This window comes from Pseudomonas flexibilis (assembly GCF_000802425.1).
Taxonomy (GTDB): domain Bacteria; phylum Pseudomonadota; class Gammaproteobacteria; order Pseudomonadales; family Pseudomonadaceae; genus Serpens; species Serpens flexibilis.
The window spans coordinates 1-15,036 of the sequence record NZ_JRUD01000011.1; the positions used below are offsets into that span (position 1 = coordinate 1).

The 15,036-nt window shown below is 66.6% G+C and carries 18 protein-coding genes and 1 other RNA gene; 4 read left to right on the forward strand and 15 right to left on the reverse strand.

The window, feature by feature from the left end:
- Window positions 1–64 precede the first annotated feature (64 nt).
- From SF06_RS08710 to SF06_RS08720, 3 genes are read right to left on the reverse strand one after another with little or no spacing between them, the layout of a single operon-like run.
- A complete protein-coding gene (locus SF06_RS08710) occupies window positions 65–955 on the reverse strand; it encodes an acyl-CoA dehydrogenase middle domain-containing protein (RefSeq protein WP_039560849.1) in 891 nt (296 codons plus the stop codon).
- Window positions 956–977: 22 nt separating this feature from the next.
- Window positions 978–1,814, reverse strand: coding sequence for a CvfB family protein (locus SF06_RS08715; protein ID WP_039560850.1), 837 nt, complete (start codon window positions 1,812–1,814; stop codon window positions 978–980).
- Window positions 1,815–1,849: 35 nt separating this feature from the next.
- Window positions 1,850–2,983, reverse strand: coding sequence for a PQQ-dependent sugar dehydrogenase (locus SF06_RS08720; protein WP_039560853.1), 1,134 nt, complete (start codon window positions 2,981–2,983; stop codon window positions 1,850–1,852).
- A gap of 90 nt (window positions 2,984–3,073) precedes the next feature.
- On the opposite strand from SF06_RS08720, the gene SF06_RS08725 reads away from it, so the two are divergent.
- Window positions 3,074–3,247, forward strand: a complete 174-nt coding sequence (locus tag SF06_RS08725; protein ID WP_037008507.1) for a DUF3094 family protein — start codon at window positions 3,074–3,076, stop codon at window positions 3,245–3,247.
- Window positions 3,248–3,435: 188 nt separating this feature from the next.
- Here SF06_RS08725 and yihG read toward each other — a convergent pair whose 3' ends face one another.
- From yihG to SF06_RS17980, 3 genes are all read right to left on the reverse strand, one after another.
- On the reverse strand, window positions 3,436–4,338 hold the full coding sequence (yihG, locus tag SF06_RS08730; protein ID WP_039560855.1) for a 1-acylglycerol-3-phosphate O-acyltransferase, YihG family: 903 nt from the start codon (window positions 4,336–4,338) through the stop codon (window positions 3,436–3,438).
- 114 nt (window positions 4,339–4,452) lie between these two features.
- A complete protein-coding gene (locus SF06_RS08735) occupies window positions 4,453–5,640 on the reverse strand; it encodes an acetate kinase (RefSeq protein ID WP_039560856.1) in 1,188 nt (395 codons plus the stop codon).
- Window positions 5,603–6,040, reverse strand: coding sequence for a DUF3565 domain-containing protein (locus tag SF06_RS17980; RefSeq protein WP_234702685.1), 438 nt, complete (start codon window positions 6,038–6,040; stop codon window positions 5,603–5,605). The genes SF06_RS08735 and SF06_RS17980 overlap by 38 nt, the downstream gene beginning before the upstream one ends.
- Here SF06_RS17980 and SF06_RS08740 point away from each other — a divergent pair.
- Window positions 5,933–6,418, forward strand: coding sequence for an FKBP-type peptidyl-prolyl cis-trans isomerase (locus tag SF06_RS08740; protein WP_027591497.1), 486 nt, complete (start codon window positions 5,933–5,935; stop codon window positions 6,416–6,418). The genes SF06_RS17980 and SF06_RS08740 overlap by 108 nt on opposite strands.
- Before the next feature lie 82 nt (window positions 6,419–6,500).
- On the forward strand, window positions 6,501–6,983 hold the full coding sequence (locus SF06_RS08745) for a glutathione peroxidase (protein ID WP_039560857.1): 483 nt from the start codon (window positions 6,501–6,503) through the stop codon (window positions 6,981–6,983).
- Window positions 6,984–7,017: 34 nt separating this feature from the next.
- On the opposite strand, the gene SF06_RS08750 is transcribed toward SF06_RS08745, so the two are convergent.
- From SF06_RS08750 to SF06_RS08760, 3 genes are read right to left on the reverse strand one after another with little or no spacing between them, the layout of a single operon-like run.
- Complete coding sequence (locus SF06_RS08750) at window positions 7,018–7,542, reverse strand: cytochrome b (RefSeq protein ID WP_039560859.1); 525 nt, start codon at window positions 7,540–7,542, stop codon at window positions 7,018–7,020.
- Window positions 7,539–7,847 (reverse strand): DUF2218 domain-containing protein, encoded by a 309-nt coding sequence (locus SF06_RS08755; RefSeq protein ID WP_065365677.1) that lies wholly within the window; start codon window positions 7,845–7,847, stop codon window positions 7,539–7,541. The genes SF06_RS08750 and SF06_RS08755 overlap by 4 nt, the downstream gene beginning before the upstream one ends.
- Before the next feature lie 12 nt (window positions 7,848–7,859).
- On the reverse strand, window positions 7,860–8,675 hold the full coding sequence (locus SF06_RS08760; protein ID WP_039560861.1) for a DODA-type extradiol aromatic ring-opening family dioxygenase: 816 nt from the start codon (window positions 8,673–8,675) through the stop codon (window positions 7,860–7,862).
- 102 nt (window positions 8,676–8,777) lie between these two features.
- Here SF06_RS08760 and SF06_RS08765 point away from each other — a divergent pair, with 102 nt between their 5' ends.
- A complete protein-coding gene (locus SF06_RS08765) occupies window positions 8,778–9,695 on the forward strand; it encodes a LysR family transcriptional regulator (RefSeq protein ID WP_039560862.1) in 918 nt (305 codons plus the stop codon).
- Window positions 9,696–9,698: 3 nt separating this feature from the next.
- Here SF06_RS08765 and SF06_RS08770 read toward each other — a convergent pair whose 3' ends face one another.
- From SF06_RS08770 to SF06_RS08790, 6 genes are all read right to left on the reverse strand, one after another.
- Window positions 9,699–10,127, reverse strand: a complete 429-nt coding sequence (locus SF06_RS08770) for a hypothetical protein (RefSeq protein WP_027591492.1) — start codon at window positions 10,125–10,127, stop codon at window positions 9,699–9,701.
- Window positions 10,128–10,330: 203 nt separating this feature from the next.
- Window positions 10,331–10,686, reverse strand: a transfer-messenger RNA (tmRNA) gene (gene ssrA / locus SF06_RS17820).
- Between the two features lie 139 nt (window positions 10,687–10,825).
- Entirely contained in the window at window positions 10,826–11,125 is a 300-nt protein-coding gene (locus tag SF06_RS08775; protein ID WP_039560863.1) for a PA2433 domain-containing protein, read from the reverse strand.
- Window positions 11,126–11,183: 58 nt separating this feature from the next.
- Entirely contained in the window at window positions 11,184–11,444 is a 261-nt protein-coding gene (locus SF06_RS08780; protein WP_027591490.1) for a PA2433 domain-containing protein, read from the reverse strand.
- A 112-nt stretch (window positions 11,445–11,556) separates the two neighbouring features.
- Window positions 11,557–14,367 (reverse strand): FAD-binding and (Fe-S)-binding domain-containing protein, encoded by a 2,811-nt coding sequence (locus SF06_RS08785; protein WP_039560864.1) that lies wholly within the window; start codon window positions 14,365–14,367, stop codon window positions 11,557–11,559.
- Window positions 14,364–15,035, reverse strand: coding sequence for a LutC/YkgG family protein (locus tag SF06_RS08790; RefSeq protein ID WP_039560865.1), 672 nt, complete (start codon window positions 15,033–15,035; stop codon window positions 14,364–14,366). Before SF06_RS08790 ends, SF06_RS08785 begins: the two co-directional genes overlap by 4 nt.
- Between the last annotated feature and the right edge of the window lies 1 nt (window position 15,036).

Genomic DNA, 15,036 nt, shown 5'->3' on the forward strand with positions numbered 1-15,036 from the left:
TACAAGCGAATTCATTCGCGATCTTTTGGGTTTGGTGCGCGCCGGGTCGCGGCTGAAGCCCCTCCTACAGGAGCAGGGCGTTCATCACCGCTGCTTCGGCCTGTTCCAGACGTTTTTGCCGCGCCGATCCGGCGATCTTCAGCAGCCCTCTGTCGCGCCGCCAGAGTGCGGCCCATTCACCGGCGCCATTCAAGGCGAAGTCGAGTTCGGCCTGCAGGGATTCGAACTGCGCAAACACCCCACCCAGCAGCAGATGCGTCGCGGCTTCACGCGGATCGAGGCGAGCGACTTCGCTCCCCGCCGCCAGCACGCCGGCCAGTTTCAGGCGCAACCCCTGCGGCCACCGGCATTCCAGGCTAACGCCATACAGCCAGGCGCTCAGCGCCAGCAGCACGTGGACATCCTCAAGGGTGCGAAACGGCTTGGCGTAGTCATCCCAGCCGTCACCCGGCAACGCCTGCGCCTCGGCGCCGTCGAGCAGCAGGCGGGCGTGTGGGATATCCGGGGCGATGGGCAGTGGCGGCAGGTGTTCCAGCGCGACACCGGCGGTGTCACGCGCAACGCTGCATAGGGTGATACGCACCGGTTCGCACTCTGGCTCGCTGCGCGCGGCCACCAGAAACCAGTCGGCTTCGCTGCCGCCGGTAACAAAATCCTTGCAGCCGCTGAGTCGTCCTTCGTGAAAGCGGGTAGTCATGTCCGCCGGACGCACGCTGCGTCGCTCCGTTACGCAGAAGGCGCCTAGGCTGGCGGGTGCTTCTGGCCAGAGCGCGCGCAGCGCCGCCTGGTAGCCGGCCAGGAAGGCCAGCCCCGGGGTAGCGGCCAGACGGCCGCCGAGGATGGCCAGCTGGGCGGTCGATAGCCCGTTTGCCTGGTCCTGCAGGTGGGCGTACCACGCAGGCAGGGCGCCGGTTGGCAGGCGGTCGAGGGGGCAGAGCAGGCGGTTCCAGGGCATGGTTCTTCCTTGAAAAAAGGCGTCAGGTCAGTTCGATCCGCTCATCGTGAATGTGGATCAAGCCCTGCTTGTACAGCCCGCCGATGGCCTTCTTGAAGTTGCCCTTGCTGACGCCGAAGCGCTGGGCAATCAGCTGCGGATCGCTCTTGTCGCCCAGCGGCAGGCTGCCGCCGTTGGCGCGCAGCTGGTCGAGAATCTGCTCGCCGAGGCTGTCGCGCACCTGTTCCGGCGGCGGCTGCAGGCTCAGGCTGATCTTGCCGTCGTCGCGCACCTCGCGGATGTAGCCGGTCTCCCGTGAGCCGGGGCGCAGGAACTTGAACACCTCGTTCTTGTGGATCAGGCCCCAGTGGCTGTTGTTGATGATGGCCTTGAAGCCCAGGTCGGTTTTCTCGGCCACGAGCAGGTCGACCGCCTGGCCACGGCTGTAACGCGGCGGCGTCTGGTCGAGGTAGCGATCCAGGCGGGCGGTGGCGGTGATACGGCGGGTGCGCGGGTCGAGGTAGACATACACCACGCAGTAATCGCCGACCTGCAGCGGGCGCTTTTCCTCCGAGTGCGGCAGCAGCAGGTCCTTGGGCAGTCCCCAGTCGAGGAACAGGCCGATGCGGTTGATCTCCACCACCTTGAGGCTGGCGAAACCGCCGACTTCCACCTTGGGCTTGAGCGTGGTGGCGATGGGGCGGTCCTCGCTGTCGAGATACACGAAGACGTTCAGCCAGTCCCCTTCCTCGCTGGGCTCGTCCTTGGGGATGTAGCGCTTGGGCAGCAGGATTTCGTCGCCGGCACCGTCGTCCAGGTACAGGCCGAAGTCGGTGTGCTTGGTGACCTGCAGTGAATTGAATCGACCGATCAGTGCCATGTTGGGGTGTGCCTCGTTACGTCAGGGCGCGCATTCTACCGTTGTTCCCGGGGCTTCAGGCCGACACGCAACAGTTTGCCGTTCGGTTCGTCGGTCAGCAGGTAGAGGTAGCCATCCGGCCCCTGGCGCACGTCGCGGATGCGTTTGCCCAGTTGGCCGAGCAGGCGTTCCTCGTGGACGACGCGCTCGCCGTCCAGTTGCAGCCTGATCAGCTCGCCCTTGAGCGCGCCGATGAACAGGTTGTCGCGCCAGGCGGGGAAGCGGCTGTGGTTGTAGAAGGCCATGCCGCTGATCGCCGGGGACTTTTCCCAGACGTAATGTGGCGGCTCGGTGCCCTCGACCTGCTTGCCCTTGGCCTCCGGGATCGCTGTGAAGCTGTAGTTGATGCCGTGGGTGGCCAGCGGCCAGCCGTAGTTGCGGCCGGGGCGCGGGAGGTTGATCTCGTCGCCACCGCGCGGGCCATGCTCGTGCAGCCACAGCGTGCCGCTGCGCGGATCCAGGGCCATGCCCTGCGGATTGCGATGGCCGTAGGACCAGATTTCCGGGCGCGCGCCCGGGCGGTTCACGAAGGGGTTGTCCGCCGGCACGCGGCCATCGGCGTGCAGACGCACCAGCTTGCCCTGCAGCTTGTCCAGGTCCTGGGCGGTGGGGCGCTGATTGTTTTCGCCCAGGGCGATGAACAGGTAGCCGTCGCGATCGAACACCAGGCGCGCGCCGAAATGAATGCCGGTGGAGAGCTTTGGCTGTTGCTGGAAGAAGCGTTGGAAGTCCTCCAGCCGCGCGCCATCGTCACTGAGGCGTCCGCGCCCGACGGCCGTGCCGGCCTTGCCATCGCCGGCCTCGGCGTAGGCGAGGTAGACCAGCCGGTCCTGTTTGAAATCCGGCGACAGCGCGACATCCAGCAGGCCGCCCTGGCCGCGCGCATACACGGCCGGCACGCCGTCGATGGGTGGCGAAAGCCTACCGCTGGCGTCCAGCCGGCGCAGGCGGCCGGGACGCTCGGTGATCAGCAGGCCCTGGTCATCAGGCAGGAAGGTCAGCGACCAGGGATGCTCCAGGCCGCCGATCATTTCATCGACCTGCAGAATGCCTTGCTCACTGGGATAGTCGGCGGCCCGCACGACCGTGCCCAGCGTGGCCAGCAGAAGGATGCCGATCCATTTGCCCATGGCGATGCTCCGTGGAATGAATGGTCGACACACTATAGGTGCTGAGCATCCTGGGCTATACCGGTGGAGAACCTGTCGGAGGATGGAACCATGCCGAGTCGCCTGAGCAGCGAAGATCAGCAGCGCGTCAACGAGTACCTCAACGCCCCGCAGCACCGGGTCGAGCGCAAGCCTTTCCGGCCCTTGTTCCTGCTGTTGATGACGGTGGGAGTAGTGGTGTTGCTGGGTGGGTTGAGCCGCTGGTTGGCGGCGCTGGTGGTGTAGGGGGGAGCTGTCGTGCGGTTCTGTGGACTCGCTGCGGGGGCGGCGGTGGACAAGGAAAACGTTGTCCACCCTACGGTGCGTCGGCATTGGCGTAGGGCGGTCAGCGCTTTTCTGGCCGCCGTGCGGTGTGCGCAAGCCATCCGGTGGCCAAGGCTTTGCCTTGACCACCCTACGAATCACGAATTGCCTCAGCCCGGAAACTGCTGCTTGAGCTGTTCCAGCTCCGCGTCCTTCTCCTGCCACAGCTGGTTGACCCACTGCTGGAAGGCCTGGCGGTACTCGGCGTCGCTGTCGTAGCTGCGGCCGAGGAACTGGGTGGGGATCTCGCGCTTGCGCACGCGCATGACCACCTGCGGCACGCGGCCGCTCAGCAGGTCCCAGAAGGTGGGCCGGCCGGCCGGGTAGTGGATGGTCACGTCGACCATCGACTCCAGCTGCTCGCCCATGGCGTCCAGCACGAAGGCGATGCCGCCGGCCTTGGGCTTGAGCAGGTGGCGGAACGGCGACTGCTGCTGGTCGTGCTTGGCCGGGGTGAAGCGGGTGCCTTCCAGGAAGTTGAACACCGACACCGGGTTGGTCTTGTAGCGCTCGCAGGCCTTGCGGGTGGTGGCCAGGTCCTGGCCCTGCTTGTGCGGATACTTGCGCAGGTATTCCTTGCTGTAGCGCTTCATGAACGGGAACTCGAGCGCCCACCAGCACAGGCCGATCACCGGCACCCAGATCAGTTCCTGCTTGAGGAAGAACTTGAGAATCGGCATGCGGCGGTTGAACTGGTACTGCAGCACCAGGATGTCCGCCCAGCTCTGGTGGTTGCTGCTCACCAGATAGGAGTGGCGCATGTCCACCAGGTCGCGGCCCTGAACGTCCCAGCGGGTACGCCCCACCAGGTCCATCCAGAAGCTGTTGATGGCCATCCAGGTTTCCGCGATCCAGTGCATGCCGGAACGCAGCGCGCGCTGCACGGCCGGAATCGGCAGCAGCAGTTTGAGCAGGGACAGTGCGAACAGCGGCCAGCACCAGAACAGCGTGTTCAGCGCCAGGATCAGGCTGGCGATGATGCCGCGCAGGGTGGCAGGGAGAAAACTCAGCATTGGCCGATTCTCGTCAGGGAAAATTGGCCGCAAGGTTAACGATTGTGCACTCAACTGCAAGCGTCGAGAGTGACCGAATGGTCACGATAACCGCCGTTCAGAGCCGTTCGTGCGTCAATCGAGAAGGGCCAGGGTATCCAGCGCGATCTGCTTCTCCTCGTTGGTGGGTACCACCAGGATGCGCGGTGTCCCCGGGCGATGGATGGCGCCGGTTACGCCGCCGACGCAGAGGGCGTTGGCCTGCGGGTCGATGGCCAGGCCGAACAGCGGCAACCAGGCCACGGTGCGCGCGCGCACCAGCACCGAGTTCTCGCCGATGCCGCCAGTGAACACCAGCCCGTCCAGGCGTGGCAGGGCGCAGCTCATCGCTGCCAGCGACTTGGCGAGCCGGTAGCAGAACACCTCGATGGCCAGGGTGGCGGCGCGATGCCCCTCGCCGCGTGCCTGTTCCAGGGTGCGCATGTCGTTGGACAGCCCCGAGAGGCCAAGCAGGCCGCTCTGATGATTGAGCAGGCGCTCCACATCCTCCAGGCTCCAGCCCAGGGTGCGGGCCAGGTGGCCATGCAGGTTCGGGTCCACGTCGCCGCTGCGGGTGCCCATCACCACGCCTTCCAGGGGCGTCAGGCCCATGCTGGTGTCGCGGCTCTGGCCATCGACGACGGCGCAGGTGGAGCTGCCGTTGCCCAGGTGCGCAACCAGCCAGCAACTGTCGCCGACCGCCAGGTTGCACAGTTGCGCCGCGCGGCGGCTGACATAGCGGTGACTGGTGCCATGGAAGCCATAGCGGCGCACGCCCTGTTCCCGGTACAGCTGGTCGGGCAGGGCATAGCGGAAGGCGTGCTCCGGCAGGCTCTGGTGGAAGGCGGTGTCGAATACGGCGATGTGCGGCAGGTCGGGATAGACCTGCAGGGCCGTTTCGATGCCCAGCAGGTTGGCCGGATTGTGCAGCGGCGCCAGCGGCACCGTGGCGCGAATCGCCGTGATCACCTCGGCGTCGATGCGGCAGGACTGGGTGAACTGCTCGCCGCCGTGCACCACCCGGTGGCCGACGCCGTGCAGGCGTCCGCCGCACGCCTCGTTGACCATGGGCAGCAGTTGCCGCAGCAGCGCGCCGTGGTCCGCGCCGGGCAGTGCCCGCTGCTGGCGGATGGCTTCGCCGCGCCACCAGCGCAGGCTGGCCTCGGCGCTGCCCAGCCGCTCGCCTAGCCCGCTGAGCAAAGCCCGGGAATGGGCCTCGCATTGCAGCGAGAACTTCAGCGACGAACTACCGCAGTTGATCACCAGAACGTTGCGCGCGCTCATCGGGCACCCTCTCGGCAGGGCCGGCCTGCCGGCACCAGCCGCAATCGAATGGCTGGCCGATGCGACGGGCGCGGCTGTCGGCATCCAGCACCCAGGCGCGCGACTGCCAGGGTGGCGAATGACGCAGGTGCTGGGTATGTCCACAAGACAGTAGCGCAACCCAATGGCCTTCATCGTCCTGACGGAAACCGAGCAGCGCTGGCGCGACCCGCCTGTCCGCACATGGTTCGCTTTCGACCGCCCGCGCGGGTAAACTTCCGCGTTCCAAACTCTCTACCAAAAGGTCTTCCCCATGCAGATCGCCGCCAACAAGGCTGTCTCCATCGACTATACCCTCACCAACGATGCCGGCGAGGTGATCGACAGCTCCGCTGGCGGCGCGCCGCTGGTCTACCTGCACGGCTGCGGCAACATCATTGTCGGCCTGGAGAAGGCACTGGAAGGCAAGCAGGCTGGCGATCAGCTGACCGTCACCATCGAACCGGAAGACGCCTACGGCGAATACAGCGCCGAACTGGTCGCCGTGCTGGACCGCGCCATGTTCGAAGGCGTCGACGAGCTGGAAGTCGGCATGCAGTTCCACGCCTCCGCGCCGGATGGCGGCATGCAGGTCGTGACCATCCGCGACATCGAAGGCAACGACGTGACCGTCGACGGCAACCACCCGCTGGCCGGTCAGCGCCTGAGCTTCGACGTCAAGGTCGTGCAGGTGCGTGAAGCCAGCCCCGAAGAAATCGCCCATGGCCACATCCATGGCGAAGGTGGTCACCACCACTGATTGCAGCCCGGGCTGGACTGCTCAAGAAGGCGCCCAGCGGGGCGCCTTTTTTATTTGCGTGCGAGAAAGGAGTTGTTTTTCCATGAGTGCCCTGCACGACCTTACCTTGACGAGCCTCACGGGCGAGGAGCTACCCCTCAAACCCTACGAGGGCAAGGTGCTGTTGATCGTGAACGTCGCTTCGGAGTGCGGGCTGACCCCGCAGTACGCCGGGCTGGAGAAGCTGCAGCGCAGCTACGCCACGCGCGGCTTCAGCGTGCTGGGCGTGCCCTGCAACCAGTTCGGTGCCCAGGAGCCCTGCAGCGAGGCGCAGATCGCACGCTTCTGCGAGAAGCACTATGGGGTGAGCTTTCCCATGAGCCGCAAGCTCGAAGTCAACGGGCCGGGCCGCCATCCGCTGTACCGCTTGCTGGCCGGCGAGGGCGCGGAGTTTCCCGGCGACATCACCTGGAACTTCGAGAAGTTCCTGGTCGGTCCGGATGGTCGCGTGCTGGCCCGCTTCGCGCCGCGCACCGCGCCGGATGATCCGCTGCTCGTGCAGGCCATCGAAGATGCGCTGGGCTGAGGGGCAGGGAGCGGGCGCAATGCCCGCTCCGACTTCAACCCGCCATGCGCCGCAGGGTGTCGTCCTTCACCACGAAATGGTGAAACAGCGCCGCGGCAACGTGGCCGAGGACCAGCAACAGGAACAACCAGGCCAGCGGCGAGTGCAGGCTGCCCAGGCCGGCCAGCCAGGGAATTTCCTCGCCGCCGCGGGCCACCAGTTGCACGCCGAACACCTTCAGGCCGTAACCGTTGCCGAGCATCACGGCCAGGCCAAGCAGCGGCATCGCCAGCATGCACAGATACAGCAAGCCGTGGCCGATGCGTGCCAGCCCGCCCAGCGGCCCCGCCGGCTGCGGTCGCCGACCCCGCTGCGCCACCGCCCAGGTCAGGCGCAGCAGCACCAGTACCAGCAGCAAGACGCCAATGCTCACATGAGTGGGCACCAGGGTCTGGCCGATCCAGTGCTCGCCTTCGTCGATGCGGTCCCCCAGCTTGAGGAATTGCAGGGTCAGCAGCAGGGCCATGCCCCAGTGCAGGATGCGGCTCACGCTGCCATAGCGGTGGGCTGAGTCGTTCATGGGTTGCTCCTTGTCGAATCGGGGTGACTCGGGTTCCAGATGAACTCGGGCAGCGGTTCGGCTGCCATGCGTTGCAAATGACTGGCCACCACCGTCTCGAGTTGCCGTAGCGCGTCTTCCTCGCCTTTCAGTCGCACCCGCAGTGTGGTTCCGTGCGCCTCGAGCTGGCACAGGCCAAGGCTCAGCGATATTTCGCTGCGTCCTTCCCCGCGCGTGACGGGGAACTTGTGCGCCCAGTGGTTGCTCAGGCGGGTGATCAGGCGCTGTGGATTGTCCGTGGCGATCTGGGTGCTGGATTCCGGCATTGTTAAAGACCCTCAGCCGAAGTGGAATGCGGAAAGGGTGACGTCAAGCACCCGATCGGTGAAGGCGCGCCTGCCGGGGTCGTTGTCCGCGGCACCCGCCGCCACCAGCAAGGGGATCAGATGTTCCTCGGCGCGCGGCGGATGGCACAGCCGCGCGGCGGGTGCCTGCGCCCAGTCGACCAGGCGCTGGTAGCGCTCGGCGGGCTCGGCTTCCACGGTTTCCGTCAGCCAGCGGTCGAACTGTTCGGACGGCGCTCCGAAACGGGCGTCGCCATAGGCGCGCATATTGTGAAAGCTCATGCCGCTGCCGATGATCAGCACGCCTTGGTCGCGCAGTGGCGCCAGCGCGCGGCCGGCGTCCAGGTGGGCCTGCGGGTCCAGGTCATGGCGCAGGGACAGCTGGATGACCGGGATGTCCGCATCCGGGAACATCAGCTTCAGCGGAATGAACATGCCATGGTCGAAGCCGCGTTGCGGATCCACCCGGGCGGGCTGGCCGCCCTGATTGAGCAGCGTGGCCACCCGTTCGGCCAGCGCCGGTTCGCCGGGCGCGGGGTAACGCAGCTCGTAAGTGTGCGGCGGAAAACCGTAATAGTCGTAGATCAGCTCGGGGCGGGGCGTACCTGTCACGCTGAACGCCGGCTCCAGCCAGTGCGCCGAGACCATGACGATGGCGCGCGGCCGCTCGGGTAGCGTGTCGGCCACGCTGCGCAGGTAGTCGGCCATGCGGTTCCATGCGGTCGGCGGGTTCCAGTCCATGAAGAAGCAGGGGCCAGCGCCATGGGGGATAAACAGCGTCGGTTGGCGAAGGGGTGCGGCGGTGGCCATGGGCGTGCTCCGGTAAATAATTCTGTAGGCAGTATCTCTTGCTGTCGAAGAAGTGATAATCGGCCGATCTGGGGGTTCACCTTTAACCAAGGGTTGGAAGTCATGCTGGATCGGGTCACCGGAATGCGGGTATTCGTGCGGGCGGTTGCCGCCGGCAGTCTGTCAGCGGCGGCGCGCCAGCTGGACATGTCCGCCGCCATGGCCACCAAGCACATCGATGCGCTGGAGTCGCGCCTGGGCGTCAAGCTGCTGCACCGCACCACGCGTCGCTTGAGCCTCACCGAAGCGGGCAGCGACTACCTGGAGGCCTGCCAGCGAATCCTGCCGGAGATCGACGAGGCCGAGGCCGTGGCCGCCTCGCAGCGCATAGAGGCGCGCGGCCTGTTGCGCCTCAACGCGCCGCTGTCGTTCGGCAGCCGTTTCATCGCGCCATTGCTGCCCGCCTTCAGTCGCCGCCATCCCGCCGTGCGCATCGAGCTGGGACTGACCGACAGCCAGGTCGACATGCTCGAGGGGGGCTGGGATCTGATCATTCGCATCGGCCACCTGGCCGATAGCCAGATGCAAGCGCGCAAGCTGGGTGATTGTCCGATGTGCGTGTGTGCCGCTCCGGCTTATCTGGAGCAACGTGGCATCCCTCGGCGCGTGGCCGAACTCGTGCAGCACAACTGCCTGGGCTACAGCCTGTCGTCCTGGGCGGGCGGCAAGGAATGGGCGTTCGGCCACGATGGCGGCGTGCGGGTGCCGGTCACCGGCGACCTGACCGCCAACAATGGCGACGCGCTGACGGCGGCGGCCATCGGCGGCCAGGGGCTGATCTACCAGCCGCTGTTCATCGTCACCGATGCCCTCGAGCGGGGTGAGCTGCTGGAAGTGACGCTGGACCAGCCCACCTGCACCCTGGGCGGCATCCATGTGCTGTATCCGCCGGATCGCCGCCCGCCGGCCAAGGTGCGGGTAATGATCGACTACCTGGTGGAGGCGTTTGCGCAGTCGCCGATGTTTGCGTCGCAGCGCTGAACGTCACGGAGCATTGCGGTTGCCCCGCACAGTTTCCAGCAGGGCGAATTTCTCCCGGTCGATCTCGCCCCGGGTGCGCACGCCCAGGCGGCGCAGGATCGGCAGCGGCGGACACCAGCCCTGCAGGCCATGCTGCAGCAGGAAGGGCAGCACCACGCCGGGCAGCATGAACCATCTGCGGTTCACGGTGAGCCCCAGCACCAGGCCGGTCAGCGCGAGGGTCGAGGCATTGACCTCCAGGACGCGCTCGATATCCCATTCCCGCTCCAGCGCGTCGATGCGCCGCAGGATGTCCTGGCGGTCCAGGCCGCTGAAGTGGCGAATGTTCTGCTGGGTCCGGCGATCGATCTCGTCGTTGACCGCAGGCGATGTGGCGCGTCGGACGCGATCCGCCTCGTCACCCGTCGCGCTGAGATGATGACTTGCAAGCATGACCGACCCCCTGCTGTTAGGCCTCCCGGCGCCTGGAACGAGAACGCATCCTGCAGGGTTACGAAGCCGGTGCGAGTGGGGAGTTCCCGGGATTGGCGGGGCGGTGTTGCAGTCGACGGCTCGACGCTTCTTCGACACTTTAGGATGTGCAAAAGAAAAGCCCCTGAAATTCTCTAGGAATCAGGGGCTTAGCTTGCTTGATTTGGTGGAGCCGGGGGGATTTGAACCCCCGTCCGCCAGGACTCCGCTATCGGTTCTACATGCTTAGCCATCTCTATTGAGTTAACTCCGCGCCGCCCGAGTGGCAGGGTGCTTGGAGCGAGCTGCATAAGTTTTAGCCGTTACACCTGCAGCGAGCTTGGCGGCGATCCTGTTCTATCTGACAGACCTAATCTTCGGGTTTACAGGCATCCCCTAGGGTCTGCTGGCGCCCTTAGGCGGCCAGAGCGTAGTTGTCGTCGTTGGCAACTATGAATTGTGGCAGCGAATTTACGAGAACTGTCACCTACTCGGCATGCCCCTCAAGTTTCATTACCGGCGTCGAATCCTAATCGGCCCCAGGTGTCGCTAGAAAGGTCCGGCGCAGTGTACGTCAATTGCATCGCTGCGTCGAACCTCTTGTCGGCTTAAGGCTGGGAGCCTTCAACCGTCCTGACACCTAGATGGAGACGGTCAGGCGGCTTTCAAGGGGCAGCCGTTCAATTAGCGTTGCCTGAGCCTGCTCCCGGACCCGACCCTGAGCCGTTTCCTTGTCGATAGGATTGGTCGAGAGTCTTCAGCGCGCGTTCGCTGGCGGTCACGCAGGCGTTGGTATCGCCACGCGCCTGGGCCTCGCGCGCCTGTTCGATGAACATTTTCGCTTCATTGGCCGACGTGTGCTCGGTGGGGTTGCCGGTCTCTGTCTCGAGTTTCTGCAGGTTCTCGTTGCAGCGGTCCGCGTCCGCGAAGGCGGGCGCCGCGACCAGACACGTAGCCAGTAGCAAAAGGGTCGGTTTCATGGATATCTCCGGACGGATCGGCCACGACGGCGACTCCCTACGCCAGGCCGATCCGGGTTCATTCCTTCATGGGGGCGCTGTTGAGCATCTGCATGGCCTGGTCGACTGTGCTGAGGCATTCCGACATGCGGTCGGCATCCTTGTACTCCTCGGCCTCGTCACGCAGCTTGTCGATCTGGTCTTCCTCGGCATCGGTCAGCTCGCGCTGGTCCATGGCCTCGTCCAACTGGTCGAGGCGGGCTTCGCATTGGTTGTCGGCGGCGAAGGCGGCGGGCGCGAACAGCAGGGCGGCGGAGATGAACAGAGCGGGACTTTTCATGGAGGTTCCTCGCGTGTGGGGTCCGCAAGGGTTGACGCGTCGGACGGCCAGGGGTTCCGCCGGGAGGACAATCGCAAGGGTCGCCGCCCGGCCTTCCCTGGCCGGACGCGCTTCAGCAGGCTTTGGACCGAGTGACCCGGTCGACCAGATAGACCAGACCGTGGTAGTCGATGCCCGAATGGCTGGACAGGCCGATCTCGCAGGTGCGGCTGGTGGAGATCCCTTCCTGGCACTGCTGCACGGCGTCCTGCAGCGTACGCAGGGCGTGGGCGTTGAGTTCCGGCTGGTTGAAGCCCTTGTCGCCGGCGAAGCCGCAGCAATGGATGCCTTCCGGGATGACCACCTGCTCGGTGCAGCGCCGCACGATGTCGATCAGCCCCTGCGCCTCGCCCAGGTGCTGGGTGCTGCAGGTCACGTGCACGGCCACCGGCTCGCGCTGCGGCACGAACTCCAGGCGCTCGAACAGCTGCTCGCGGATGAAGCGCACCGGGTCGTGGATGTTCAGCCGGGTGTCGGCCAGGTCCTGCACCAGGCGCAGCGTGCAGGGGCTGGTGTCGCAGTAGATCGGGTCGAGGCCGCCGCGACTGGCCTTGAGCAGCGCATCCAGGGTTTCCCGCTTCTTGCGCTCGCCCTGGTCGGCATAGCCCTTGGAGGCGAACGGCTGGCCGCAGCACAGGCTGTCCAGCGCCTCGGGGAACACCACCTGGAAGCCGGCCTTCTCCAGCAGGGCGCGGGTGCGCTCGATCAGCGGGGTCTGCTCGGCGTCGCCGAACGCCGGGCCCATGGCTCGCGACACGCAGGCCGCCAGGTACACCACGCGCGGCCGACTGTCGTCGCTGGCGGGCGTGATGGCGATCGGCTTGACCGGCTGCGGCATGGCCGGCGTCCACGCGGGCAGGCGGTTGCCGGACAGCGTGCGCAACCCGGCGCTGGTGCGCGCCAGCAGCGGCGCGCCGAGCAGGCGGCGCGCGCCGTTGGCGGCGGCCAGGGTCAGCCGCGTGCCCTTGAGGGCAGCGGCGAAATGTTCGGCCAGCCAGTCGGCTGTGCCGCGATGGTCCGCCGTGGCGGCGCGCAGCTTGCGCACCAGATCGCCGGTGTTGATGCCGACCGGGCAGCGCTGCGCGCACAGCCCGGTGGCGGCGCAGGTGTCGATGCCGTGGTAGCGGTAGGCGCGCTCCAGTTCCGTGGTGTCGACGCCGGCGCGCTTCCTAGCCTGGATGTCGCGCCAGATGACGATGCGCTGGCGCGGGGTCAGGGTCAGCCCGTTGGACGGGCACACCGGTTCGCAGAAGCCGCATTCGATGCACTTGTCGACGATCTCGTCGGCGGCCGGCAGCGGCTTGAGGTGCTTCAGGTGGATCTGCGGATCTTCGCTGAGCACCACGTCGGGGTTGAGGATGCCGCGCGGGTCGAGCAGGCGCTTGATGGCCCACATCAGCTGGTAGGCGTCGCGCCCCCATTCCAGCTCGACGAACGGCGCCATGTTGCGCCCGGTGCCGTGCTCGGCCTTCAGCGCCCCGCCGAATTCCACCGCCACCAGCTGCGTCACGTCCTCCATGAAGGCCGCGTAGCGGGCCTTTTCCGCCTCGCTGTCGAAGCCCTGGGTGAACACGAAGTGCAGGTTGCCCTCCAGGGCATGGCCGAAGATGATCGCCTCGTCGTAATGGTGACGGTCGAACAGCTCGAGCAGGCGGTTGACGCCCTCGGCCAGCTGTTCGACCGGGAAAGTGACGTCCTCGATGATCACCGTGGTGCCGGTGCGGCGCACCGCACCGACCGCCGGGAAGGTGTCCTTGCGGATCTTCCACAGCTGGTTGTAGACCGCCGGATCCTCGCTGAAGGCGACCTGGCGTTCCACCGGGAAGCCGTCGAGGGCGGCCATGATGTGTGCGATCTGCTCGTGCAGCAGCGGCTGGCTGGCGGCGCGCGATTCGATCAGCAGCGCGCAGGCGCCGGCGGACAGCGCCTTCACCCAGTCCGGCATGCCGGGCTTGTCCTGCACCGAGCGCAGGCTGCGGCGGTCGAGCAGTTCCACCGCGGAGACCGGCTGCTGGCGCAGCACCGGCACGGCGCGGCAGCAGCTTTCCACGTCCGGGAAAATGATCAGCGCGCTGGCCTTGTGCGGGTGTTCGGGCACGGTGTGGTAGGTCACCGCGCTGATGAAGCCCAGCGTGCCCTCCGAGCCGACCATCAGGTGGGCGAGGATGTCGAGCGGGTCGTCGTAGTCGACCAGGGCGTTGAGCGAGTAGCCGGTGGTGTTCTTCAGCCGGTACTTGTGGCGGATGCGCTCGGCCAGCGCGCTGTTGGCGCGCGTTTCCCTGCCCAGTCGGGCCAACTGTTCGAGCAGCGCCGCGTGGCTGTGCCGGAAGGCGGCGACGCTGGCCGGGTCCTCCGTGTCCAGCAGGGTGCCATCGGCCAGCACCAGGCGCAGGCCGGCGAGGGTCTTGTAGCTGTTCTGGGCGGTGCCGCAGCACATACCGCTGGAGTTGTTGGCAACGATGCCGCCAATCTTCGCCGCGTTGATGGAGGCCGGATCGGGGCCGATCTTGCGGCCCAGCGGGGCCAGCACGGCGTTGGCGCTGGCGCCGATCACGCCGGGCTGCAGGCGGATCTGCGCCCCGCCGTTGCGAATCTCGCGACCGTTCCAGCGCTCGCCCAGCACGATAAGCACCGAGTCGGAAATCGCCTGGCCGGACAGGCTGGTGCCGGCGGCGCGGAAGGTCACCGGCACCTGCTCGGCCGTGGCCAGCCTGAGCAGTTCGATCACTTCGGCTTCGGATTCGACGCGCACCACCAGCTTGGGGATCAGCCGGTAGAAGCTGGCGTCGGTGCCGAAGGCCAGGGTGGACAGCGGGTCGTCGAACAGCCGCTCGCGGGGAATCAGCGCCTCGACGGCCTGGCGAAAGGCGGCGGGCAGGCTCATGCGTCCTCCAGGATCAGCACGATCAGATCCTTCGGGCCGTGGGCGCCGTAGGCCAGCACCTGCTCGATGTCGGCGGTCTTCGAGGGGCCGGAGACCAGCAGGGCGTTGGTCGGCATGCCGCCGGCCCACTGTTGTTGCTGCTGCACCTCGTAGAAGTTGTCGTACACCTCGCTGGCCTTGAGGATGGCGAAGTGCACCGGCGGCACCAGGCTCATCAGCCGCGGTTCTTCGCGGGTCGGCCAGAGGATCAGGCTGCCGGTGGCGGCGATGGCGCCCAGGGTGCCGGTCAGGCTGGCCGGGGTGTCGTTGAACAGCTCGGCTTTCCATTCCTCGACGGGGCGGTCATAGGCTTTCAGGTGCGGCGCATCGCTGCGGCCGGCGAAGTGCTCGGCAAGCTGCGCGCCCCACGGCGTGCTCGGGGCGATCAGCAGGCTGCCCAGCTGTTTCTCGGTCAGCAGCCGTTCCAGCAGCGCCGGCCAGTCGGCCAGGGTGGTCAGGTGCGTTTCGGTGTGCACCGCCTCCATCAGCTGGCGCAGTCGCGGCACGCGCTGCTCCGGCGCGTAGCGCCAGGGCTCGGACACCAGGGCCTCGTCGAAATCGTCGACCAGCGGCTGGGTGCCGGCCAGGCTGTTGCGCAGCTTGGCGAGGATGTTGGCTTTGGCAGACATG

What these genes read in the sequence shown, in the direction of transcription:
- SF06_RS08710 (WP_039560849.1), bottom strand. Translation starts at nt 955, where the DNA reads ATGCCCTGGAACCGCCTGCTCTGCCCCCTCGACCGCCTGCCAACCGGC.
- SF06_RS08755 (WP_065365677.1), bottom strand. Translation starts at nt 7,847, where the DNA reads ATGCCGGAATCCAGCACCCAGATCGCCACGGACAATCCACAGCGCCTG.
- SF06_RS08725 (WP_037008507.1), top strand. Translation starts at nt 3,074, where the DNA reads ATGCCGAGTCGCCTGAGCAGCGAAGATCAGCAGCGCGTCAACGAGTAC.
- SF06_RS08760 (WP_039560861.1), bottom strand. Translation starts at nt 8,675, where the DNA reads ATGGCCACCGCCGCACCCCTTCGCCAACCGACGCTGTTTATCCCCCAT.
- SF06_RS08715 (WP_039560850.1), bottom strand. Translation starts at nt 1,814, where the DNA reads ATGGCACTGATCGGTCGATTCAATTCACTGCAGGTCACCAAGCACACC.
- SF06_RS08770 (WP_027591492.1), bottom strand. Translation starts at nt 10,127, where the DNA reads ATGCTTGCAAGTCATCATCTCAGCGCGACGGGTGACGAGGCGGATCGC.
- SF06_RS08735 (WP_039560856.1), bottom strand. Translation starts at nt 5,640, where the DNA reads ATGAGCGCGCGCAACGTTCTGGTGATCAACTGCGGTAGTTCGTCGCTG.
- SF06_RS08750 (WP_039560859.1), bottom strand. Translation starts at nt 7,542, where the DNA reads ATGAACGACTCAGCCCACCGCTATGGCAGCGTGAGCCGCATCCTGCAC.
- yihG (WP_039560855.1), bottom strand. Translation starts at nt 4,338, where the DNA reads ATGCTGAGTTTTCTCCCTGCCACCCTGCGCGGCATCATCGCCAGCCTG.
- SF06_RS08745 (WP_039560857.1), top strand. Translation starts at nt 6,501, where the DNA reads ATGAGTGCCCTGCACGACCTTACCTTGACGAGCCTCACGGGCGAGGAG.
- SF06_RS08740 (WP_027591497.1), top strand. Translation starts at nt 5,933, where the DNA reads ATGCAGATCGCCGCCAACAAGGCTGTCTCCATCGACTATACCCTCACC.
- SF06_RS08790 (WP_039560865.1), bottom strand. Translation starts at nt 15,035, where the DNA reads ATGTCTGCCAAAGCCAACATCCTCGCCAAGCTGCGCAACAGCCTGGCC.
- SF06_RS08785 (WP_039560864.1), bottom strand. Translation starts at nt 14,367, where the DNA reads ATGAGCCTGCCCGCCGCCTTTCGCCAGGCCGTCGAGGCGCTGATTCCC.
- SF06_RS08720 (WP_039560853.1), bottom strand. Translation starts at nt 2,983, where the DNA reads ATGGGCAAATGGATCGGCATCCTTCTGCTGGCCACGCTGGGCACGGTC.
- SF06_RS08765 (WP_039560862.1), top strand. Translation starts at nt 8,778, where the DNA reads ATGCTGGATCGGGTCACCGGAATGCGGGTATTCGTGCGGGCGGTTGCC.
- SF06_RS08780 (WP_027591490.1), bottom strand. Translation starts at nt 11,444, where the DNA reads ATGAAAAGTCCCGCTCTGTTCATCTCCGCCGCCCTGCTGTTCGCGCCC.
- SF06_RS08775 (WP_039560863.1), bottom strand. Translation starts at nt 11,125, where the DNA reads ATGAAACCGACCCTTTTGCTACTGGCTACGTGTCTGGTCGCGGCGCCC.